Here is a 20,337-nt window from a genome sequence, read left to right as displayed (position 1 = left end):
CCGCCGCTGTGGCGGGAACACCGGCTTTATCAGGCGGACTGGCTGCTCCGGTTTTACGGTTTTGCCGCCAGCGAGCTTCTTGATGAGCAGCGGCAAAATTTCAATCCTTATGTAGATCCTAAATGCAACTGGGCTCTCAATCATATGGATTTTTTCCCTGTGGATGTAAACCGGGCGCCCTTTAATGACCTGCTGCGGGTGCCGGGCATTGGCGTAACCGGCGCCAAACGGATTTTGACGGCACGCCGTACAGCAACTCTCCGGTTCGACGATCTGAAAAATCTGGGGATTGTTCTGAAACGGGCGCAGTATTTTGTCCTTTGCAATGGAAAAGCGGCGGACGGCATAAAAATCACTCCTAATGCCATGCTCCACTCTTTATTATCGGCAAAAACTCTGGAACTCTATCATTCGAATTTCGCCTTACCGTCAGAACAGCTCTCCTTATTTGGTCCAACGTCATTCCGGGAGGATCTGCCAGCATGCCCATCCGCTCTGATCTAATTTACCACTATGACGGCAGCTTTGACGGCTTATTGTGCTGCGTATTTGAAAGTTATGAAAAAAGAGAACTTCCATTGGATATTCTTCTCACCGGTGGATCCCAGTCCGGGCTCTTTTCCGGCAAGGAAATTCCGACTGAATTGCCGAAAGCCGGCCGGGTCCTGGCTTCCATTCCTAAAAAGATGGGAACGGCGGCGCTGGATTTTGTACGGCACGCCTTTTTAACCTGTCTGCCGCAAAAAGAGTTAACCATTCTGCAATTTCTGCGGCTGGGATACCGTTATGGACCCTCCGTAATAAATATGCTGACCAACGAAACCGTAAATACCCTCTTTAAGGCGGTTAAGCATTTAGAAAGAGAAAGTCATTTACTAAAAGGTTTTTTGCGATTTTCTATCTTCAACAACGTTCTTGTGGGCGAAATAGCCCCGAAAAATTACGTGCTGCCGCTCTTAGTGCAGCATTTCTGCGAGCGGTATCCGGAAGAACGCTTTCTAATTCACGATAAAAACCATGGCATGGGGCTGGTTTACCAGCCTTACCAGTCTGCAGTCATTCCCATAACAGCGCTTGAACTGCCGGCAGCCGATGCGGAGGAACAACGGTTTCGCGAATTATGGCAGTTGTTTTATGATACCATTGCCATAAAGGAGCGGTACAACCCGACCTGCCGCATGAGCCACATGCCCAAACGGTACTGGGAATCCATGACCGAGTTTAGCCGTACATCCAATACTCCGCCCAAGCTGCCCGGCTCCGGCGAAAAGTTACTGCCGGAAACTAAAAGCAAGTATTTGCTCGAAAAACTGCCGGCAGCACCTGAATAAAAATAATTGCTGCCCGACAACCCGATTTTGTTTTATAATATTTTTATACATTTTAACGTGAGGTTAGTCTATGCGTAAACATCTTCCCAAAGATTATTTCAGTCATTTATGGCGGGCAATCATTGAATTTGACATGCTGGCACCGGGTGACCGCGTTCTCATCGGCTTATCCGGCGGCAAAGACAGTGTTTTTCTAACCTATGCATTATCACTGATCCGGCAGCACCTTCCCTTTTCCATTGATTTGGCTGCCTACACCCTGGATCCCATGTTTACTCCCGATTTTGATCTTTCGCCGCTGGCTGATTTTTGCTCCCGTCTGGATATCCCTTTTTCCACCGAACAGTTCAACATTGCCGGTATTATCGAAAAAAACCACGGCAACGACCCTTGCTTTTCCTGCGCCTTTTTCCGGCGCGGCGCAGTCAATAACTTCGCCGTAAAGCACGGTTTCAACAAAGTTGCCTTAGCTCATCATCATGACGACGCCGTGGAAACTTTTTTTATGGGACTTTTATATTCGGGCCAACTGCGGACTTTTTTACCTGTCACTCATTTAGACCGTACCAAACTGACCGTAATCCGCCCCCTGATCTATTTCCGGGAAAAGAAATTGGTCGGTACATCCCGGCTGCATGGCTTTACGCCCATTCCCAGTCCCTGTCCGTTCAACGGCAAAACCAAACGCCAGGAAATTAAAGAAATGATCCGTGATCTGCAAAAAAATAACAAGGCGGTCTATACCCATCTGGCTGCCGCCATGCGCGCCGACGCCGCGATGGAATTATGGCCGCCGGAACCCGGCCGGGCGGAAATGAAGCAAAAATTTGTTTCCTTCTGGAACAAGAAAGACCGCTGACGCGGTCTTTCGGCTTGTGGCGCAGAAGGATTCTTTCGGACAGGCGTTGAATTTTTTACAAATGTTTTAATCTTTTCCTTTCCAGGGAATAATTGTTCAATATCATTTTAAACTAAATTATTAACCTATTTACAGAAAAATAAAAATAGATTTGAGGAGTGGGCTACCAATGGAGAAAGATGCAGAAGTAAAAGAATTACTGGAATTACTGGAGAAAAATCATAATCATACGGTGGAAGAAATGGCAGTCATGCTTGGCCGGTCTCCGGCCGAAGTACAGGCCCAAATTAAACAATTGGAAGATGAAAAAATCATTGTTACATATCAGCCCATTATTAACTGGGAAAAAGCCGGCGTCGATTCGGTTACGGCAATTATTGAAGTAAAAATCACCCCGCAGCGGGAAGTCGGTTTTGATGCTCTGGCGGAACGCATCTACCGTTTTCCCGAAGTGCGCAGTTTATATCTTATGTCCGGCGCGTTTGACCTCCTGGTAATGCTGGAAGGACAGACCCTCCGGGAAATTGCCGATTTTGTATCCACCAAGCTGTCGACCATTGAAGGCGTCATCAGCACCACCACCCATTTTATGCTAAAACAGTATAAATACGCCGGCGTCATCATTGAAGATGAAGAAGAAGACCATAGACTGGTGGTGACACCGTGAGCTGGGCTGACCGCGTATCCCCTGTCGTAAAAGCCATTCCGCCTTCCGGCATACGCCGTTTTTTTGATATCGTCGCCGAAATGAAAGGAGTCATTTCCCTGGGAGTCGGCGAACCGGATTTCATTACCCCCTGGCATATCCGGGAAAGCTGCGTATACGGCCTGCAGAAGGGTTACACTGCCTATACCTCCAATTACGGCTTATTGGAACTGCGGGAGGAAATTGCCCGGATCATGCAGAAGGACTACCGGATTTCTTATAATCCGCGCAATGAAATTCTGGTTACCGTGGGCGTCAGCGAAGCGCTGGATCTTGCCATGCGGGCCATTCTCAGCCCGGGCGATGAAGTTCTGATCCCGGAACCTTGCTACGTATCGTATAAAACTTGCGCCACCCTGGCTGGCGGCGTTGCCGTCCCGGTGCCGACAACCATGGACACCGAATTCCGGGTCACCGTAGACCAATTGGAAAAACTGGTCACGCCCCGCACCAAAGTTCTGTTGATCGGCTATCCCAACAATCCCACCGGCGCCATCATGCCGAAACAGGAACTGGAGGCAATTGCCCGTTTCGTCCAAAAGCACGACCTCATTGTCATTGCCGACGAAATTTATTCCCTTCTTACTTACGAAGGCAAGCATGTCTGTTTTGCCGGGCTGCCAGAAATGCGGGACCGGACCATCCTGCTAAACGGATTTTCGAAAGCTTATGCCATGACGGGCTGGCGAATCGGTTACGCCCTTTCCAATCCCGACTTTATCGGCGCTATGACCAAAATTCATCAATACACCATGCTGTGCGCGCCAATTACGGCACAGGTAGCCGCCATTGAAGCCTTACGGCGCGGCGAGCACAGTATGCAGGAAATGGTAGCCGAATATAACCGGCGGCGGCGGCTCATGCTGGACGGATTCCGGCAAATGGGACTGACTTGTTTTGAACCGAAAGGAGCTTTCTATATCTTCCCTTCCATCCGGCAAACAGGATTGACTTCCCTTCAGTTCGCGGAAGAACTTTTAAAAGCGGAAAAAGTGGCGCTGGTCCCGGGTGACGCCTTCGGCCAGAGCGGCGAAGGATTTGTCCGCTGTTCCTATGCGTCTTCCATTGCTAATCTTTCCGAAGCGCTGGAGCGGATCGGCCGGTTCATTTCCCGCTAACCGCAAAATTCATATATTGGACGTGCAAAAAACGCCTGCCTCTTTAACGAGAGGCAGGCGTTCCCTTTTAAATTAAACTATTTTACTAACTGGGAAACAAATACCAGCCGGATTCCATCCGCTTCCAAATCCGGTATGGCTTCCCGAATCGCTATAGCCGTATTGGAACGCGCATGGCCGATGACAATTATACTGCCATAACGCAAGGCAATTTGAGCCGCTCTCTGCAATTGCTCTTTGATTGCGGCAATGTCGGAACTATTGTCAATAAACAGGCTGTTTTCCCCCGTGGGGACACCGGTCTGTTTCGCCATGTCAAAGGCTACGGACCGGCTGCTTGTCCGGCTGTCAATAAAAAATAGATCATTATTTTTTATGACGCCCAGAACCGCTTTCATAACCCGGGGGTCCGCAGTAGCCCGCGAACCTTCATGATTATTTACGCCAACAATACCCGGTACCGACTGAATCGCCTTGGTAACAATGTCGCGAATCTCAGCATCGCTCATAGCAACCTGAATACTGGTCTTCTCCTGCCCCACAGAGGCGGACATCGGCTCCATGGGAAGGTGCAGCATGACCTGCTGTCCGGCGGCAAGACCCCGGGACGCCGCTTCATTACTGAAAATATGATACGGCAAAACCGAAAAGGTAAGCGGTCTTCCCATACTGGCAAACATACCGATTGGCTCCTGGTTGTAACCAAAATCGTCAATAATAATTGCCATTTTAGCCCGTTCGGGAGCAGGCGGCCGAACTTCCGTTTTCTTCTCCGGCACTAGCGCCGTTTTTCCCCCGGCTACCTTTTCCTGAGCAATATAGACCTTTTCGGCAATCATCGTAACCGGATCACCGGCCAGTGTGTCTTTCAGGCCAATATCCATTCTCAGAACATCCATACCCTTATAGGTATCCGGCTGAGCGGCAAATACCTCCCCGCCGGCCGCTTTTATGGCTGACTGAATAGCGCTTTGAACATTGTCCAGGCTGGCATTCGCCGGCGCCGCTGCCAGCACTTCCCGCAGAGTCCAGCGAATGGTCCCCTCAACCTCCTTGCGCGGTACTTCCCTTTTACTGTCTTTCACATCCTTCACGCTAAGCCCTGCTTTTTGCATTCCCTGGTCGACAGCACTATGAATTTTGTTAGTTGCAGCGGAAAAATCGGCAACTACACCGGCACCGGTTTTTTCCGTATTATACTTGTGGCCAGAATCCTGTTTCTCTTTGTCCGGCAACTGAAAATAAAGAATGGCAGCCAATAGCGCCATTCCGAGCAAAATCCAGCCCTTTCTGCTGCTTCGTTTAGCCATATAATTTCTCCTATTGTTTTTTATCGATTAATCTGCGTTCCAGCCGCTTACCGCAAACGAGGCAGCCTTCCCCGGCATAAGCCGTATCCACCTCTTCCCGGGCAACATCGCCGCAGTTTCCGCAGCTTCGCTTTATAAACCAGCGATAACCGCCGGCATTGATTGCCTTTTCCAGCACCGGATACAGGCGGTCCAGATCACCGTAACTGTCGAAAAGCATCGCATCCAGTTCGTCCGTATCCCGGTAACGTACAGTCAGCGCGGCTGGCGATTCGTTTCGGCTGCGGGAAGTCGCCGCAACCCGGTAATAGGAAATAACGGTCCAACATACCGGTCCGGCGGCGGTCTGCCGGTAGACAAAATAAAGAGCCTGATCCGAAACGGCCAGCGCGCCCCGGCATTGAAATGCCTTATGAATCGCTTCCACTACGAGATAAAACGAATCGCCCAGCCATAAATTGGCCGGCGCCGCCTGCATTAGCTCCTGCAAAAATGGCGACAGTTCCCGAAAATCGGGAATCATTTCTGCGGCGGAACAATTCACTTCCAGTTGGCCGCCAACTACTGTAATGGCCGCTTTCTCCGCTTTAAAAGCCTTTATCAAAGCCGGCATCGTATCTACCCTGGCCTTGTAAATAATGATACCGGGGATTCTGTCTAAAGCCAGTTGAATAGCAAAATAACTGCGCAAGAGCCGCTTTTCCAGCCGGCGTGCCAAGCTTTCCCGGCGAGAGCAGGCCTTCAAAATGAGACTGTAATTCTCAAATTCAGAATCTTGCGCTGGATGCTCATTCACTGCCGGCGAAAATTTCTTCTTGGCAACCGTCGTGATATGAATGTTCAGCCGGCGTTTTAACGTTTGGACCAATTCCCCGGCCTCAATCCGTATCTGTTCTTCCGGCAATCCCAACTGCCGTTTTTCCCGGATAAACTCATCGTAATACCTGACGATATCTTCCACCGTCTCAACGGGCCGGCTTTCTGCCGTTACCTGTTGATTTTCCGGCTCATTCCCAACTTCACTCAATATTAGTTTTTGGCCGCAAAAGGGACAAAAATGAAAGGCCCGCTGCGCCAGATCAGCGCCGCAAAAGGGGCAAAACTTAAAATATTCCTTCTTCTCCTGCTCCATCAGCCTTTTCACCTTCCCTCTATCATACATTTTGCTGCTTAGGATAATAAATCCCAAATTTGCTTGCCGATCAGCACCGCCGTCACACAGATAAACAGCGGACGAACATAGGCAACTCCCTTGCGGATGGCGACCTGTGAACCGACGATCGCCCCGGCAATCATGCCCAGTCCCATGACCAGCCCGTATTGATAATTTACGGAATGCAACACCACAAAGGTAATAATGGCAGCAATATTACTGGCAAAGTTAAGCACCTTGGCATTGCCTGCCGCCACAACAAAATCAAATCCAATCATTACAAACGCGAAAACCAGAAACGAGCCCGTACCCGGCCCGAAAAAACCATCATAAAAACCTAACGCCGCAGCCGCAAGACCGCTTAAAACTGCTGTTTTACCCGTTATCCCCGTATACGTCGAACAGGTTCCCCAATTTTTTTTGGCAACCGTATAAATCGTTACGGCCACAAGCAGTACAACTACTAAGGGCCGCAAAAATTCGGACGGAATTTGTTTTACCGTATACGCTCCCAAAACCGAACCGGCAAAGGACAGGGGAAAAAGCCAGGCTACCAAACGGTACTTTACCTTACCGGAATACATAAAGGATAAGGTACTGGTCAGAGAAGACATGGAACTGGCCAGTTTATTGGTGCCTAAAGCCAGCGGCATCGGCAGGCCGGTCAGCAGTAAAGCCGGCAACGACACAAGGCCGCCGCCCCCGGCTACCGAATCAATAAAAGAAGCGACAAAACCGGCTCCCAATAAGAAAATAGTCATTTGCAAAGTTAATGATTCCATTCAGGGTCTCCTTCAACACGTTAGCTGTCTAAAATACAATACTGCCAAGGCAATCATTCTCTTATAATAAGTATTCAAGCAAAAACGGCAGACTCCTGCCGCTTAACACAAATGCCCTCATTTTCCCCGGTTTCTCTTTCGATATAAGAAAAACCGCTGATGCGGTCTTTCGGCTCTTGGCTCATGGTACAGGGCGCGGGGAAACTATCTGAAAATCATTTTTGACGCCAATTCAGGCAGAAGGATCGTCTTGTCATAAGCGGAGGTTAAGTGGCAACGGCGGGGCGTTGATAAGGCGATTCTTCTGCCGTTAACGGCTTTCTATGCAGTCTTTAAAACTATACTTATAATAAAGCCGCCAGCCACAACCGTGACTGGCAGCCTAATAGCTAACAGGGAATCATAAACTTTTTTGATTTCTTATTTCCGCCGGCTTTGCAGTTCCGCCAGCAATTCCGCGGGGGTAATCCCGTGATAGGCCAGCAGCACCATGCAATGATACCAAAGGTCGGCCATTTCGTACAGGATTTCGGCCTTGCTGTTGTTCTTGGAGGCAATGACCGTTTCCGTCGCTTCCTCACCTACCTTTTTCAGAATCTTATCCTGACCTTTGGTAAAAAGGTAGTTGGTATACGAACCTTCCTTGGGGTTGGCTTTGCGGTCGGTAATGACCTGATACAGTTCCTGCAGAATAGCGGCCGCCGACCCGCCATACACCTTTTCCGGGTCAAAAAGTTTCGCTGCTTCGCTCTTTGTCTCTCCCAACTTCCGGCTAAAGCAGGAAAACGTTCCTTCGTGGCAGGCGGCCCCTGTCTGTTCCACTTTCACCAGCAGCGAATCGGCGTCACAATCATAATAAATATTCCTAACCGTTTGCACATGCCCGGACGTTTCCCCTTTTTGCCACAAACGGTTCCGGCTGCGGCTATAAAACCAGGTAACGCCGGTCTCCACCGTTTTGGCGAGCGACTCCCGGTTCATATAGGCCAGCATCAATACGGCGCCTGTTTTTTCGTCCTGTATGACAGCGGGAACTAACCCGTTAACATCAAACTTTATCCCGTCTAAATTCATAATCTGACCTCCACATTGCGCGATTGCAAATATTCTTTTACCTGACGCACTGTAAACCGGCCGTAGTGAAACACCGAAGCCGCCAGCACGGCATCGGCCTTGCCTGCCGTCAGCACCGCATAGAAATGTTCCAGTTCCCCGGCGCCCCCCGAAGCAATGACCGGTACATCCACCGTCTCCGACACAGCCCGCGTAAGGGGGATATCGTAACCGTCCTTCGTGCCGTCCTTATCCATACTGGTGAGAAGAATCTCTCCGGCACCAAGGGCCGTGGCTTTGCGCACCCAGTCGAGCACATCCAGGCCGGTGGGCGTCCGTCCGCCGTTAACATACACTTCCCATTGGTCCTTGCCGGTCTGCCGGGCGTCGACCGCCAGAACAATACACTGCCGGCCGAAACGTTTGGCCCCTGCTGCAATTAAACCGGGCTCCTTGACGGCGGCCGTATTCAGAGAAACCTTATCCGCGCCGGCTTTCAGCATTTTGCGGATGTCTTCCACGGTGCGGATACCTCCGCCCACCGTAAAGGGAATAAAGACTTGCGCCGCCGTGCTTTCCACCACCTGCACCATGGTATTGCGTTCCTCGCAGGAAGCGGTAATATCCAAAAACACCAGTTCGTCAGCTAGTTCCCGGTCATAAACCGAGGCCAGTTCCACCGGGTCGCCGGCATCCCTCAGGCCGATAAAGTTAGTTCCTTTTACGACCCGCCCGTCTTTTACGTCCAGGCAGGGAATGATTCGTTTGGTATACATCAAACCACCTCTTTCCCGGCTGCCCGGATCGCGGTCTTCAAGTCCACCATGCCGGTGTAAATGGCTTTGCCGACAATGACACCCTCAATTCCCGCCGACTGAACAGCCTGCAGCGCTTCAATATCTTCCAGCCCCCGCACGCCGCCGGACGCAATGACCGGGATCCCCGCGGCCTGTGCCAAAGCAGCAGTGGCCTCTACATTGACCCCGGACAAGGTCCCGTCGCGGGAAATATCGGTGTAAATAATCCGCTCCACACCGGCGGCAGCCATTTGGGATGCCAGCTCCGCCGCCTCCACGCCGCCGCTCACACCCCAGCCATCCACCGCGACCTGTCCGTTCCGGGCGTCAATCCCGGCTACAATCCGGCTGCCATAGCGCCGACAGGCTTCTTTTACGAGTTCCGGCTGCCGGACCGCTACGGAGCCTAAAATAACCCGCTGTATACCGCATTGCAAAAGAGCGGCAATATTCTCCATAGTACGAATGCCCCCGCCCAGTTGCACCGGAATCGATACGGCCCGGACAATGGCGGTAATTACCTTTAGGTTTACGGGCTGTCCGGCCCGTGCCCCATCCAGATCCACTACATGCAAAAACTCCGCTCCCTCGGCAGCCCAGCGGACAGCCATTTCCACCGGATTATCGGCAAATACCGTCTCGGCGTCAAACCGGCCCTCGGTCAGGCGGACACATTTACCGCCCCGGATGTCAATCGCCGGAAAAATGATCATGCTTTCATCTCCTTGAAGTTTGCCAGGATGGCCATCCCTACGGCACTCGATTTTTCCGGATGGAATTGTACGGCCTGCACATTATTCCGGCCCACGGCCGCCGTCACCTCACCGCCATAGTCGGCCACCGCCGTGACCAGCCCGGGATCGGCCGGTACGGCATGATAACTGTGAACAAAATAAACGAAAGAATGCGGTGCCAGACCGTCTAACACCGGACTGGCAGCGCGAAATTCGAGACTGTTCCAGCCGATTTGGGGAATTTTCAAGCCGGGCGTCACCAGCTTGCGGACCATACCGGGAAAAATGCTCAGTCCGGCCACGCCCGGATCCTCTTCACTGCCGTCGAACAGCATTTGCAGACCGACACAGATGCCCAAAAACGGGGTTCCGCGCTCAATGACCCGGTGAATCACTTCCTCCAGGCCATATTGGCGCAGATTACGCATACAGTCGCCAAAAGCGCCCACGCCAGGTAATACGACTTTATCCGCTTGCCCGATTTCATCAGCCTGACGGGTTACGGCAACTGCCGCGCCCAGTTTTACAAATGCCTTTTCCACACTATATAAGTTGCCCATCCCATAATCAATAATGGCAATCATTGTACTCTCCCCCTATAAAGTGCCTTTGGTGGACAACACACCGGCAATCCGCTCATCAATCCGGCTGGCTTCCGCCAAGGCCCGGCCCAGAGCCTTAAAAATCGCTTCCACAATATGATGGGCATTTTTGCCGGCCAACAGGCGCACATGCAATGTTAATCCGGCATGCACGGCCAGAGCCCGTAAGAATTCTTCCACCAGTTCCGTATCAAATTCACCGATGCGGCCGGCAGGCAAAGCGGCATCAAAGACTAAAAAAGGGCGGCCGCTGATATCCACCGCCACCATGGCCAGGGCTTCATCCATAGGGACAAAAGCGGTGCCGTAGCGCCGGATTCCCTGCCTGTCACCCAGGGCGCGGTTAAGTGCCTGCCCCAGGACAATTCCCGTGTCTTCCGTCGTATGATGGCCGTCAATGTAAAGATCCCCCTGGGCCTCAACCGTTATATCAAATAATCCGTGCCTGGCCCAGAGGGTCAGCATGTGATCCAGAAATCCGATGCCTGTCCTGACAGCAGCCGTTCCCCGTCCCTCCAGGCTCAATTCAACGGTAATATCCGTTTCCGCCGTCTTTCGCGTTACTTCTGCGCTGCGGTTCATTTCCTTCACCTCACTTATCGATCCTTGCCATACTGACGGGCCGCCGCCAGCAAACTGTCATTTTCCGCCGCCGTACCCACGGTAATCCGGACACAGCCGGTAAGGCCGGACGCTTTGCTAAAATCCCGGACACCAATTTCCCCTTGCCGGAAACACTGCAAAAGAAGTTCCGGCGCTTGCGCCTGGACAAGCAAAAAATTAGTGGCCGAGGGAAAAACCGTGAGTCCCTTCACCCGGCTCAACTCGCTGCTCAAACGCTCCCGTTCCGCAATAATTTCCCGGATGCCGGGTGCAAAATCATCCCGCCGGGCATAAACGACTTCCGCAGCCGTCAGCGACAACGCATTCACATGATACGGCAGCAGGACTTTACTTACCTCTCTCGCCAGGGCCTCGCCGGCCACCATGTACCCTACCCGGGCGGATGCCAGTCCATAGGCCTTGGAAAAGGTTCTGGCAACAATCAAATTGGGATATTTACCGAGCAGGGACAGCGCCGACGGGCCGGCGGCAAACTCCTGATACGCCTCATCCACAATTACCGGGCAGGACGCCCGGGACAAAATGTATTCAATATCCGGCAGGGGGATTACATTGCCTGTCGGATTATTCGGCGTGCATAAGATAATCAGACCGGCTTCCGTTTTCGCGGCCGCCGCCAAAACTTTTTCCCGGTCCAGGGAAAAATCCGTCTCTAGTTGGACAACAGCCGGCCGGCTGTCGGACAGTTTCGCATAAATCCCATACATGGAAAAAGACGGCGCCGGAAATACAATATGCCGGTCCCGTCCGCCAAAAATCTGGCATAATACCGCCAGAATCTCGCTGGAACCGCTGCCGATGAGCACCTGCCCGGCCGTTACCCCTAGGCTCCGGGCGATCATGGTCCGTAAGGTTGTCATATGCATGTCGGGATAACGGTGAAAAGGCAGCGCCGCCAGCCGGGCAGCCACCTCGTCCCGCACCGCCGGCGGCAGATTGGCCGGCCGTTCGTTGGCGTCAAGCCTGATTTTCCACGCTGTTTCCTCTACCGAGTAGGGTTTTAAGGTTTCTAAACCCGGTCTGATTTGCCACATAGTCTTTCTCCTCTCACCCGGATCGCGTTGGCATGCGCCGCCAAACCTTCCGTCTCGGCCAAACGGATTATGTCCTGGCTTACCCCGGCCAGCGCTTCCGGCGTATAGGCTATAATGCTGGTCTTTTTCATAAATGTCTCCACATTCAGAACCGAATAAAAACGGGCTGTTCCGCCGGTCGGCAGGACATGATTCGGACCGGCCAGGTAGTCTCCCAATGGTTCCGGCGAATAAGGCCCCAAGAATACAGCCCCGGCATTTTTCACGTAAGGCAGCAGTTGGAACGGCTCGGCCGTAACGATTTCCAAATGTTCCGGCGCCGCTAAGTTGGCAAGTTCCATCGCTTCCATTATATCCCCGGCGACAAGTAACAGGCCGTTTTTCGCCAGCGCCGCCTGAGCGATTTCCTGCCGCGGCAGCCGGGCCAGCTGTCTTTCCGCCGCCAGCATGACCTGATCCGCCAATGCCGCATCATCGGTAATCACAATGCTTGAGGCCAGTACATCGTGTTCCGCCTGGCTTAACATATCGGCGGCCACATATTCCGGATCCGCCGTCCCGTCGGCCACAATTAAAATTTCACTGGGACCGGCCAGCATATCAATGTCGCAATACCCGTAAACCGCCTTTTTCGCCAGGGTAACAAAGATGTTGCCCGGCCCGGTGATTTTATCCACCTGCGGCACCGTTTCCGTACCAAAGGCCAGCGCCGCTATGGCCTGGGCCCCGCCGGCTTTAAAAATCCGGGTCACACCGGCTTCTTTCGCCGCCGCCAGTACATAGGGATTCATACTGCCGTCCCTGGCCGGCGGCGCCACCATAATAATCTCCCCGACACCGGCCACTACCGCCGGTACGGCGTTCATAACCACCGAAGAAGGATAGGTTGCCGTTCCTCCCGGGACATAGATTCCCACCCGGTTCAGGGGAAGGCAGTTTTGACCAAGCATGGCGCCTTGCTCCCGGTAAGTCAGCCAGGACCTAGGCATCTGCTCTTCATGATAACGGCGCACATTGGCCACGGCTTTACGCAGGGAAGCAAGAACCGGCGCCTCTATTTTTTCATAAGCTGCCTGCCACTCTTTTTCACTGACTTCCAGTGCAGCAGCCGACAAATCTACGCCGTCAATCGCCCGGGTATAGTATAGCAGCGCCTGGTCGCCCTGCTGCCGGACCTCCCTGACAATCCGGTCTACAACCTGAGCTGCCGTCAATTCCTCGCCAAAGAGTTCCTTGACCCGCCGGCGGGCCGTTTCTCCCAACTCCAGCTGGTCAAAGGAAGGTTTGGTTAAAAGGCTTCTTAGTTCCAAACGGGTTAAGTCCCGCGTTTCTATACGTCTCATTCGGCAGCCCCGCTTTCCAAGACAGCGCGGATCTCTTCCGCCAGCTGATGAATCCGGTCGAATTTCACCTTGAAACTGACCCGGTTGGCAATCAGCCGGGCCGTAGCCGGATGAACCTCAGCCACTTCAATCAGGTTGTTTTCCCGCAAAGTACGCCCCGTTTCCACCAAATCAACAATTAATTCCGCCAACCCGACCATGGGCGCCAGCTCAATCGAGCCATTCAGTTTAATAATCTCCACTTGAATTCCCATACTGTGGAAAAACCGTTCGGCCGTCGCCGAATATTTAGTGGCCACCCGCATATGGGCATAATCACTGAGTTTTTCCTTTAATAACTCCTTAGGAACAGCGACCATCATCCGGCAATAGCCAAATTTTAAATCCAGTAATTCATAAACATCTTTATTTTCTTCCAATAACACATCCTTGCCGATAATGCCGATGTCTGCCGCGCCGTATTCCACATAGGTAGGCAAGTCGCCGGTTTTGGTAATAATAAACCGGATCCTTTTTTCTTCATTGGCAATCACGAGCTTCCGGGAATTTTCACTCAATCCCTGGGCCGTATAGCCTGCTTTCGCCAGAATCCGGGCTGCCGGCTCAAACAATTTTCCCTTCGGCAAGGCGACCGTCAAATAATCCATATCACTTGATGTCATCCAGCAACCTCCTGCATTTCTTTAGTTATTTAAAGTATTAATATATTGAATATCTTATCATCCACTAAAGAATTCGTCAACCCTGCAAGTAGGAAATTCTATGTATATGTAGAATAAATTGGCACGATACTAAATGTAATAAAGGGGGGTTATCATGTCACCCGCACTGAATATCCTCGTCTTAAACCATCTGTCGGCCCGTCATATCGACGCTATCCAGAATGTGGCTCCTAACGCCAATATAATATGCAGCACCCCGGAGCAAGCCGGCGAATCTATCCAGGACACGGAAATCCTGCTTGCCTGGGGCTATATGGATATCCGTCCCTTAGTTGCCGCCGCGCCGAATCTTAAATGGGTACACGCCTTGACCGCCGGGGTGGAAGGTCTGCTTTTTCCGGAACTGCAGCAAAGCGATATTATTATTACCAATTCCAAAGGCATTCATGGAATTCCCGTATCAGAACATGTTTTGTCCCTTCTTCTGGCTTTCACCCGCGGTATCAACCTGTTCATTCGCCAGCAGCAAAATAAAACCTGGGAACGGGTCCGTACCGACGAACTCTACGAAAAAACCATAGGAATCATCGGTTTGGGCAGTATTGGCCGGGAAATTGCCAAAAAGGCCAAATGCCTCGGCATGCATGTTCTTGCCACCAAACGAACCCTGACAAATGAAATTTTTGTGGATAAACTGCTGCCGCCCGAACAGCTTCCCGAGTTGCTGGCCGCGGCGGATGTCGTCGTCGTCGCCTTGCCGCTCATTGAAGAAACCCGGGGGCTGTTTACCCTGGAACACTTCCGGGCCATGAAACGGTCTGCCTACTTTATCAATATTGCCCGGGGACCGGTCGTATGCCAGCAAGACCTGATCACCGCCCTGCAGCAGGAACTGATCCGGGGAGCCGGCCTGGATGTGTTCGAGCAGGAACCGCTGGCCGCAGACAATCCCTTGTGGGAAATGCCCAATGTTATCATAACGCCGCATGTTGCTGCGTTGTCGCCTTTTTATCTGGACCGGGCCATAAAACTATTTGCCGAAGACCTTGCCCGGTACTGCCAGGGAAGAGAAGTGTCGAACCGGATTGACAAAATGAAAGGGTACTGACATAAAACCATAAAAATGGGATAATTAATTTTTATCATCCGCTTGCCGCAATATAATCAGCTCCGGTGGATCCTCTTCCACCGGAGCTGCATGATGTTTGGCCACGATCTCGACAACTGCGGCCTCAGTTCCGGCCTGTTTCAACAACTGTGCCCCGCGGGCGGGATGATGAAAATAAATATAGAAGGCATGCCGCAAATTGGCAAAACGGCCGCCGCGCCCCGGACGGCCCCAGCGGGCGGCCGGTCCCGGCAGCAGTCTCCGGGCCAGAACGGTAATCACTTTATCGGCCGTGCTTACATCCCCTTTTGTTTTTCCCACGTCATGCAAGAGAGCGCTTTTTATCAAAACGAACCGCCGGATCTGAGCCCTACCGGCAATCAAACGAAGCACCGTATAGGCCACATTGAGCGTATGCCGCTGGTCAGGCCGGTTCATTTGCCAAAAGAGTCTCTCTTCTGCCGGCGTTAAATACTGCTTGACAAACGCCCGGTCTGCGGGAGTAATTTTTGCCGTGAGCGCTGTAATAAACTGTTTTATACGCTGCCGCATCCCGCTTACCCGCCAATATATAACAGGGTGCCATACCCTTTTTGACATCGTTCGGCTTCCGCCTCTGCCTCCGTCTGCGGCGAAAGAGCCAATTCAACGGTCCGTCCCTGCCGGCGAAGCCGTCCGGCCTCCCCGATCGCCTGCGGCAATTTGCCAGCCAGCCAGCCAATATATATGTCTTTGGGCTCACAGGCAACGGAAATTCCTTGCCGCTCAAGAGCCAGCAAGACCCGTTCAATCCCTAAAGCAAAGCCGGTAGCAGGACAATCGACGCCAAAAGAAGCCAGCATTTTGTCATAGCGTCCGCCGCCACAGAGGGGAAAACCTAATCCCGGGGTATATCCCTCAAATACCATGCCCGTATAATAGTCAAAATCCCGGATAATGCCCAAATCAAAATTAACGTATTTTTCAACGCCATAAGCAGTTAACAATTGATATATTGACGATAAATTCGTCAAAGCCTGCCGGCTGGTTTCATTCCGGACCAGGCCATAGACGCGATTCAGCATATCCTCTTTGCCATAAAACAGGGGAATATTTTGCAGCAATTCCTGCGCGGCTGCGTCCAATGCGCTTTTTTGCAGAACTTCACCCAATCCTACCAAATCCCGGCTGACCATGAAGTGCTTGACCAATTGCCGTTCTCCGGCGGACAAACCGCTCTCCTCCATAATACCGTTTATAAACCGGACCTGGCCAAGACTAATCTGGAAATTTTGCAAGCCTGCCTCTAACATAGACTCAACCGCCAGGGCCACGACTTCGGCGTCGGCCGCCGCATCCGCCCCGCCCAGCAATTCCACTCCGGCCTGGTAAAATTCACACTGCCGGCCTGCTTGCGCTTGTTCATACCGGAATACGTTGGTCAGGTAAAACAGCTTTACCGGCAGAACATCTTCCTTCAGTCTGGTCGCAGCCACCCGGGCTATGGGCGTAGTCATATCGGGGCGAAGCACTAAAATCTGATTGCTTTTATCAAAAAACTTGAACATGTCCTGCAATATGTCATTGCCGGCGCCGGCAACCAGGGTTTCCGCATATTCAAAGGTCGGCGTCACAACCTCATCGTAGCCCCAGCGAGTGAACAAACCGGCAATTGCATTTTCAATCATCCGCTTCCGTTTCGCTTCCTGCGGTAAAAAATCGCGGGTACCGTAAGGAATCTTGAGTACCATATCATTCTGTTTCATCACCAATACACCTCAATCCATTTCTCCGTCCAAACGTGCCAATACAATTTTATACCCGTCCGCACCATAGTATAAACACCGTTTTACCCGGCTGATCGTCGCCGTACTGGCGCCGGTTTTAGCGACAATATCATCATAGATATGCCCATGTTTCAGCATGTGGGCTACTTCCAGCCGCTGGGCCATCGATTTCAGTTCGCTTATGGTGCAAATGTCCTCAAAAAACTGATAACATTCTTCTTCATTTTTGAGCGACAAAATAGACCGTACCAGTTGGTCTGTTGCCTCGTCTTTCAATTTCGGATTCGCTGCCATCCTTTTCTCCCTCCATAGTATGATATAGTATTCATTCTCTGCCAATTCATTCATTTCCTGCCTTTACTTCTTTTATTCTTTATCGTATAAAAATATTTGTAAAAATTAATCTTTTTTTGTTCATCTTGACAGGACTATCCATCCATGGTACTATTTGTTTCAACAACTGAATCAGATGTTTTTCATCAAGAGTTGGCTGAGGGATAGGCCCAATGAAGCCGCGGCAACCATTCGTGTCTGAACGAAACGGTGCCAATTCCTGCAGGATGGATTCCTGGCAGATGAAGAATAGTCTTTAACGTGTTTAAAGCCTCTTCTTGTCTGAAGAGGCTTTATTGTTTGTTAAGAGAGCCTGCTGGAATTAATGCATTTCTTAAGTAGGCTCTAGGAGAGGAGAATGACCCCGTGATACAGCTAAAGGGAATTGAAAAAATCTATCAGGGCTCCGCCGCATCCGTTCACGCCTTACAAGGCGTAGACCTTACGGTCAATCGCGGCGAAATATTCGGTATCATTGGTAAAAGCGGCGCCGGCAAAAGCACTTTGATCCGCTGCATCAACATGCTGGAACAGCCGGACAGCGGATCCGTAACCGTAGACGGGGAAGAACTTACTTCCATGACGGAACCGCATTTGCGCCAAGTACGGCGAAAAATCGGCATGATTTTTCAGCATTTTAATCTGTTATCATCGCGAACGGTATTTGAAAATGTTGCATTTCCTTTGGAACTGGCGGGAAAAAGCAAAGCGGAAATTGCCGCCGCCGTGCTCCCCTTATTGGAGCTAGTCGGCTTGGCGGATAAAAAAGACCAATATCCTGCTCAATTGAGCGGCGGTCAAAAACAGCGGGTTGGAATTGCCCGGGCTCTGGCCAATCAACCGAAAGTGCTGCTCTGCGATGAAGCCACATCCGCCCTGGATCCTCAGACGACCAAGTCCATTCTGGAACTGCTGCGGAATATTAACCGTCAATTGCAGTTGACCATTGTCTTAATCACCCATGAAATGCATGTAATCAAAGAAATCTGCGACCGGGTCGCCGTGATTGACGGCGGCAAAATTATCGAACAGGGCCCGGTGCTGCAATTGTTCACCAATCCGCAGACAGCCATTACCCGGGATTTTATCAGTGCTATTATCAACCATGACTTACCGGCTCTATTTCATGACACGGAATTCTCGCCTGAGCCTTTGCCGCATACGAATCTGGTTTTGCGTCTGTCTTTCATCGGGCGCAGTGCGGAAGAACCGGTGATTGCCGGCATGATCCGCCGCTTTAATGTAGACACAAGCATTCTTTACGGTAATATTGACCACATTCAGCGTACCACTTTCGGCACGTTGATTATCGAATTATCCGGCGAACAAAGTTCCCTCCAAAGTGCGCTGCATTACTTGCGCACCCGGGAATTACGAATTGAGGTGATTGGTTATGTCGCAAGACATGATCGCGCTGCTGGCTAAATCACTGTGGGAAACCACCTATATGGTAGGCATCTCGTCCTTTATCGCCGCCTTGGCGGGCATTCCCCTGGGGGTCGTCCTGGTCACAACCGACCGGGGCCACATTCTGGAAAATCTGCCGTTTAACCGTCTTCTGGGAGCGGTGGTGAATGCCACCCGTTCGACGCCGTTCATTATTCTCATGGTGGCTATTATTCCCTTTACCCGGTTGATTGTTCACACTTCCATCGGCACGAACGCCGCGATTGTGCCCCTCAGCATTGCCGCCATTCCTTTTCTCGCCCGCGTTGTGGAATCGGCTCTGAAGGAAGTCGACTACGGAGTGGTCGAAGCATCCAAAGCCATGGGCGCCTCCCCTGCCCAAATTATCACTAAAGTTCTCATCCCGGAAGCTCTTCCTGCCATTGTGCTGGGAATTACGCTCACCATAATCAGTCTTATCGGTTATTCAGCCATGGCCGGTGCTATTGGAGGAGGTGGATTGGGAGATTTGGCCATCCGTTATGGCTATCAGCGTTTTCGCGTCGATATCATGCTGGCAACCGTTATCATTTTGATTGCGCAAGTACAAGTTGTGCAATCCTGCGGCGATTATTTTGCCCGCCGTCTTAATAAGAAAGACTCAAAGGGTCTTTAAATGGAAGGAAAGTATTTTACTTTTCGGGAGTCTGAGAAGAATGCATTATTTAGAAATAACCCGAAAAGTTATACTTTCTGATCCCACAAAAAATAAAAACCAACAGGGGGATTTTTCATGAAAAAAATTGTTTTCTTATTCATCGCATTGCTAACTGTCGCCTTTGTCGCCGGTTGCGGCAGTGACAAGGCCGGAACGGCCAGCCAGGCGGCAGCACCGGCCAAAACGGTCTTAAAAGTAGGGGCAACGCCCGTTCCCCATGCCGAAATACTCAAGGTGGTTAAGCCCATCCTGGCCAAAGAAGGCATTGATCTGCAAATCATAGAAATGAGCGACTATGTCCGTCCCAATATGGCCGTTGCCGACAAAGAGCTGGACGCCAACTTTTTCCAGCATATTCCTTATTTGAAAAAGTTCAGCGCCGAACATAACCTGCAATTAACTTATACCGCCGCGGTTCATATTGAGCCCATGGGCATTTATTCAAAGAAAGTCAAAAATCTCAATGACGTTCCCAATGGTGCGCAAGTAGCCATTCCCAATGACCCGACAAATGGCGGCCGCGCCCTGCTTCTCCTGGCGAAAGCCGGTTTGATCAAACTCAAAGACGGCGCGGGCATCAATGCCACCACCAAAGACATTATCGACAATCCTAAAAATCTGAAAGTGGTAGAACTGGAAGCCCCGCAGTTACCTCGCGCCTTAGACGATGTTACCCTCGCCGTCATCAATACCAATTATGCGCTGGAAGCCAAGCTGGTGCCGACTAAGGATGCGCTGTTCATTGAACAAAAGGATTCTCCTTATGTGAACGTACTGGTAGTCCGCAAAGGGGACGAAAATAGACCGGAAATCCAGGCATTAACCAAAGCGCTTACTTCCGATGCAGTCAGGAAGTTCATTAATGAAAAGTACAAAGGTGCCGTGGTTCCCGCTTTTTAGCTGCCAAAAGGACGCAAT

22 protein-coding genes, 1 pseudogene and 1 riboswitch are annotated in these 20,337 nt (G+C 51.4%); of the genes and pseudogenes, 9 read left to right on the top strand and 14 right to left on the bottom strand.

Features of this window, described 5'->3' with window-relative positions:
• The 5 genes and pseudogenes from LUCIF_RS05355 to LUCIF_RS05335 form a co-directional block, all read left to right on the top strand.
• Positions 1–504 (top strand): annotated as a pseudogene (locus LUCIF_RS05355) (hypothetical protein); the annotation flags it as partial.
• On the top strand, positions 483–1,331 hold the full coding sequence (locus LUCIF_RS05350) for a TIGR03915 family putative DNA repair protein (protein WP_122626843.1): 849 nt from the start codon (positions 483–485) through the stop codon (positions 1,329–1,331). The pseudogene LUCIF_RS05355 and the gene LUCIF_RS05350, both read left to right, overlap by 22 nt.
• 70 nt (positions 1,332–1,401) lie before the next feature.
• Positions 1,402–2,190, top strand: coding sequence for a tRNA 2-thiocytidine biosynthesis TtcA family protein (locus tag LUCIF_RS05345; RefSeq protein ID WP_122626842.1), 789 nt, complete (start codon positions 1,402–1,404; stop codon positions 2,188–2,190).
• Positions 2,191–2,359: 169 nt separating this feature from the next.
• On the top strand, positions 2,360–2,857 hold the full coding sequence (locus LUCIF_RS05340) for an Lrp/AsnC family transcriptional regulator (protein WP_122626841.1): 498 nt from the start codon (positions 2,360–2,362) through the stop codon (positions 2,855–2,857).
• Positions 2,854–4,014, top strand: a complete 1,161-nt coding sequence (locus LUCIF_RS05335) for an aminotransferase class I/II-fold pyridoxal phosphate-dependent enzyme (protein ID WP_122626840.1) — start codon at positions 2,854–2,856, stop codon at positions 4,012–4,014. The genes LUCIF_RS05340 and LUCIF_RS05335 overlap by 4 nt, the downstream gene beginning before the upstream one ends.
• A 77-nt stretch (positions 4,015–4,091) precedes the next feature.
• Here LUCIF_RS05335 and LUCIF_RS05330 read toward each other — a convergent pair whose 3' ends face one another.
• From LUCIF_RS05330 to hisG, 11 genes are all read right to left on the bottom strand, one after another.
• Positions 4,092–5,324, bottom strand: coding sequence for a divergent polysaccharide deacetylase family protein (locus LUCIF_RS05330; protein WP_122626839.1), 1,233 nt, complete (start codon positions 5,322–5,324; stop codon positions 4,092–4,094).
• Between the two features lie 10 nt (positions 5,325–5,334).
• Positions 5,335–6,486 (bottom strand): zinc ribbon domain-containing protein, encoded by a 1,152-nt coding sequence (locus LUCIF_RS05325; RefSeq protein WP_165865896.1) that lies wholly within the window; start codon positions 6,484–6,486, stop codon positions 5,335–5,337.
• Between the two features lie 8 nt (positions 6,487–6,494).
• A complete protein-coding gene (locus LUCIF_RS05320) occupies positions 6,495–7,259 on the bottom strand; it encodes a sulfite exporter TauE/SafE family protein (protein WP_122626837.1) in 765 nt (254 codons plus the stop codon).
• Between the two features lie 420 nt (positions 7,260–7,679).
• The gene (hisIE, locus tag LUCIF_RS05315) at positions 7,680–8,333 is read right to left on the bottom strand and encodes a bifunctional phosphoribosyl-AMP cyclohydrolase/phosphoribosyl-ATP diphosphatase HisIE (protein WP_207857025.1); all 654 of its coding nucleotides are present in this window, start codon (positions 8,331–8,333) and stop codon (positions 7,680–7,682) included.
• Entirely contained in the window at positions 8,330–9,088 is a 759-nt protein-coding gene (hisF, locus tag LUCIF_RS05310) for an imidazole glycerol phosphate synthase subunit HisF (RefSeq protein ID WP_122626835.1), read from the bottom strand. The genes hisIE and hisF overlap by 4 nt, the downstream gene beginning before the upstream one ends.
• Positions 9,088–9,822, bottom strand: coding sequence for a 1-(5-phosphoribosyl)-5-[(5-phosphoribosylamino)methylideneamino]imidazole-4-carboxamide isomerase (gene hisA / locus LUCIF_RS05305; RefSeq protein WP_122626834.1), 735 nt, complete (start codon positions 9,820–9,822; stop codon positions 9,088–9,090). The genes hisF and hisA overlap by 1 nt, the downstream gene beginning before the upstream one ends.
• Positions 9,819–10,427, bottom strand: a complete 609-nt coding sequence (gene hisH, locus LUCIF_RS05300) for an imidazole glycerol phosphate synthase subunit HisH (protein WP_122626833.1) — start codon at positions 10,425–10,427, stop codon at positions 9,819–9,821. Before hisH ends, hisA begins: the two co-directional genes overlap by 4 nt.
• Before the next feature lie 12 nt (positions 10,428–10,439).
• Entirely contained in the window at positions 10,440–11,027 is a 588-nt protein-coding gene (hisB, locus tag LUCIF_RS05295) for an imidazoleglycerol-phosphate dehydratase HisB (RefSeq protein ID WP_122626832.1), read from the bottom strand.
• Between the two features lie 14 nt (positions 11,028–11,041).
• Positions 11,042–12,103, bottom strand: a complete 1,062-nt coding sequence (gene hisC / locus LUCIF_RS05290; protein WP_122626831.1) for a histidinol-phosphate transaminase — start codon at positions 12,101–12,103, stop codon at positions 11,042–11,044.
• Positions 12,079–13,446, bottom strand: a complete 1,368-nt coding sequence (gene hisD / locus LUCIF_RS05285; protein ID WP_122626830.1) for a histidinol dehydrogenase — start codon at positions 13,444–13,446, stop codon at positions 12,079–12,081. The genes hisC and hisD overlap by 25 nt, the downstream gene beginning before the upstream one ends.
• Positions 13,443–14,108, bottom strand: a complete 666-nt coding sequence (gene hisG / locus LUCIF_RS05280; RefSeq protein ID WP_122626829.1) for an ATP phosphoribosyltransferase — start codon at positions 14,106–14,108, stop codon at positions 13,443–13,445. Before hisG ends, hisD begins: the two co-directional genes overlap by 4 nt.
• 154 nt (positions 14,109–14,262) lie before the next feature.
• On the opposite strand from hisG, the gene LUCIF_RS05275 reads away from it, so the two are divergent.
• Complete coding sequence (locus tag LUCIF_RS05275) at positions 14,263–15,216, top strand: D-2-hydroxyacid dehydrogenase (RefSeq protein WP_122626828.1); 954 nt, start codon at positions 14,263–14,265, stop codon at positions 15,214–15,216.
• Between the two features lie 24 nt (positions 15,217–15,240).
• On the opposite strand, the gene LUCIF_RS05270 is transcribed toward LUCIF_RS05275, so the two are convergent.
• From LUCIF_RS05270 to LUCIF_RS05260, 3 genes are read right to left on the bottom strand one after another with little or no spacing between them, the layout of a single operon-like run.
• A complete protein-coding gene (locus tag LUCIF_RS05270; protein ID WP_122626827.1) occupies positions 15,241–15,768 on the bottom strand; it encodes an HD domain-containing protein in 528 nt (175 codons plus the stop codon).
• A gap of 5 nt (positions 15,769–15,773) precedes the next feature.
• The gene (gene hisZ / locus LUCIF_RS05265) at positions 15,774–16,961 is read right to left on the bottom strand and encodes an ATP phosphoribosyltransferase regulatory subunit (RefSeq protein ID WP_122626826.1); all 1,188 of its coding nucleotides are present in this window, start codon (positions 16,959–16,961) and stop codon (positions 15,774–15,776) included.
• Between the two features lie 12 nt (positions 16,962–16,973).
• On the bottom strand, positions 16,974–17,276 hold the full coding sequence (locus tag LUCIF_RS05260) for a YerC/YecD family TrpR-related protein (protein ID WP_122626825.1): 303 nt from the start codon (positions 17,274–17,276) through the stop codon (positions 16,974–16,976).
• A gap of 179 nt (positions 17,277–17,455) precedes the next feature.
• Positions 17,456–17,564: riboswitch (SAM riboswitch) on the top strand.
• Positions 17,565–17,681: 117 nt separating this feature from the next.
• Between LUCIF_RS05260 and LUCIF_RS05255 the strand changes: the two genes are divergently transcribed.
• The 3 genes from LUCIF_RS05255 to LUCIF_RS05245 all read left to right on the top strand — a co-directional run bounded on the left by LUCIF_RS05255 (position 17,682) and on the right by LUCIF_RS05245 (position 20,319).
• The gene (locus LUCIF_RS05255) at positions 17,682–18,740 is read left to right on the top strand and encodes a methionine ABC transporter ATP-binding protein (protein ID WP_122626824.1); all 1,059 of its coding nucleotides are present in this window, start codon (positions 17,682–17,684) and stop codon (positions 18,738–18,740) included.
• On the top strand, positions 18,709–19,377 hold the full coding sequence (locus tag LUCIF_RS05250; protein ID WP_122626823.1) for a methionine ABC transporter permease: 669 nt from the start codon (positions 18,709–18,711) through the stop codon (positions 19,375–19,377). Before LUCIF_RS05255 ends, LUCIF_RS05250 begins: the two co-directional genes overlap by 32 nt.
• A gap of 117 nt (positions 19,378–19,494) precedes the next feature.
• On the top strand, positions 19,495–20,319 hold the full coding sequence (locus LUCIF_RS05245) for a MetQ/NlpA family ABC transporter substrate-binding protein (protein ID WP_122626822.1): 825 nt from the start codon (positions 19,495–19,497) through the stop codon (positions 20,317–20,319).
• Positions 20,320–20,337 lie beyond the last annotated feature (18 nt).

The sequence above is a fragment of the Allolucifera butyrica genome (assembly GCF_900476375.1).
Taxonomy (GTDB): Bacteria; Bacillota; Negativicutes; order Sporomusales; family UPPP01; genus Lucifera; species Lucifera butyrica.
The sequence above is the reverse complement of the archived record's forward strand: the minus strand, read 5'-3'. Positions and strand labels throughout refer to the sequence as shown.

Coding starts and splice junctions, on each gene's coding strand:
- LUCIF_RS05350 (WP_122626843.1), top strand. CDS start 483: ATGCCCATCCGCTCTGATCTAATTTACCACTATGACGGCAGCTTTGAC.
- LUCIF_RS05345 (WP_122626842.1), top strand. CDS start 1,402: ATGCGTAAACATCTTCCCAAAGATTATTTCAGTCATTTATGGCGGGCA.
- LUCIF_RS05340 (WP_122626841.1), top strand. CDS start 2,360: ATGGAGAAAGATGCAGAAGTAAAAGAATTACTGGAATTACTGGAGAAA.
- LUCIF_RS05330 (WP_122626839.1), bottom strand. CDS start 5,324: ATGGCTAAACGAAGCAGCAGAAAGGGCTGGATTTTGCTCGGAATGGCG.
- LUCIF_RS05325 (WP_165865896.1), bottom strand. CDS start 6,486: ATGTATGATAGAGGGAAGGTGAAAAGGCTGATGGAGCAGGAGAAGAAG.
- LUCIF_RS05320 (WP_122626837.1), bottom strand. CDS start 7,259: ATGGAATCATTAACTTTGCAAATGACTATTTTCTTATTGGGAGCCGGT.
- hisIE (WP_207857025.1), bottom strand. CDS start 8,333: ATGAATTTAGACGGGATAAAGTTTGATGTTAACGGGTTAGTTCCCGCT.
- hisF (WP_122626835.1), bottom strand. CDS start 9,088: ATGTATACCAAACGAATCATTCCCTGCCTGGACGTAAAAGACGGGCGG.
- hisA (WP_122626834.1), bottom strand. CDS start 9,822: ATGATCATTTTTCCGGCGATTGACATCCGGGGCGGTAAATGTGTCCGC.
- hisH (WP_122626833.1), bottom strand. CDS start 10,427: ATGATTGCCATTATTGATTATGGGATGGGCAACTTATATAGTGTGGAA.
- hisB (WP_122626832.1), bottom strand. CDS start 11,027: ATGAACCGCAGCGCAGAAGTAACGCGAAAGACGGCGGAAACGGATATT.
- hisC (WP_122626831.1), bottom strand. CDS start 12,103: ATGTGGCAAATCAGACCGGGTTTAGAAACCTTAAAACCCTACTCGGTA.
- hisD (WP_122626830.1), bottom strand. CDS start 13,446: ATGAGACGTATAGAAACGCGGGACTTAACCCGTTTGGAACTAAGAAGC.
- hisG (WP_122626829.1), bottom strand. CDS start 14,108: ATGACATCAAGTGATATGGATTATTTGACGGTCGCCTTGCCGAAGGGA.
- LUCIF_RS05275 (WP_122626828.1), top strand. CDS start 14,263: ATGTCACCCGCACTGAATATCCTCGTCTTAAACCATCTGTCGGCCCGT.
- LUCIF_RS05270 (WP_122626827.1), bottom strand. CDS start 15,768: ATGCGGCAGCGTATAAAACAGTTTATTACAGCGCTCACGGCAAAAATT.
- hisZ (WP_122626826.1), bottom strand. CDS start 16,961: ATGAAACAGAATGATATGGTACTCAAGATTCCTTACGGTACCCGCGAT.
- LUCIF_RS05260 (WP_122626825.1), bottom strand. CDS start 17,276: ATGGCAGCGAATCCGAAATTGAAAGACGAGGCAACAGACCAACTGGTA.
- LUCIF_RS05250 (WP_122626823.1), top strand. CDS start 18,709: ATGTCGCAAGACATGATCGCGCTGCTGGCTAAATCACTGTGGGAAACC.
- LUCIF_RS05245 (WP_122626822.1), top strand. CDS start 19,495: ATGAAAAAAATTGTTTTCTTATTCATCGCATTGCTAACTGTCGCCTTT.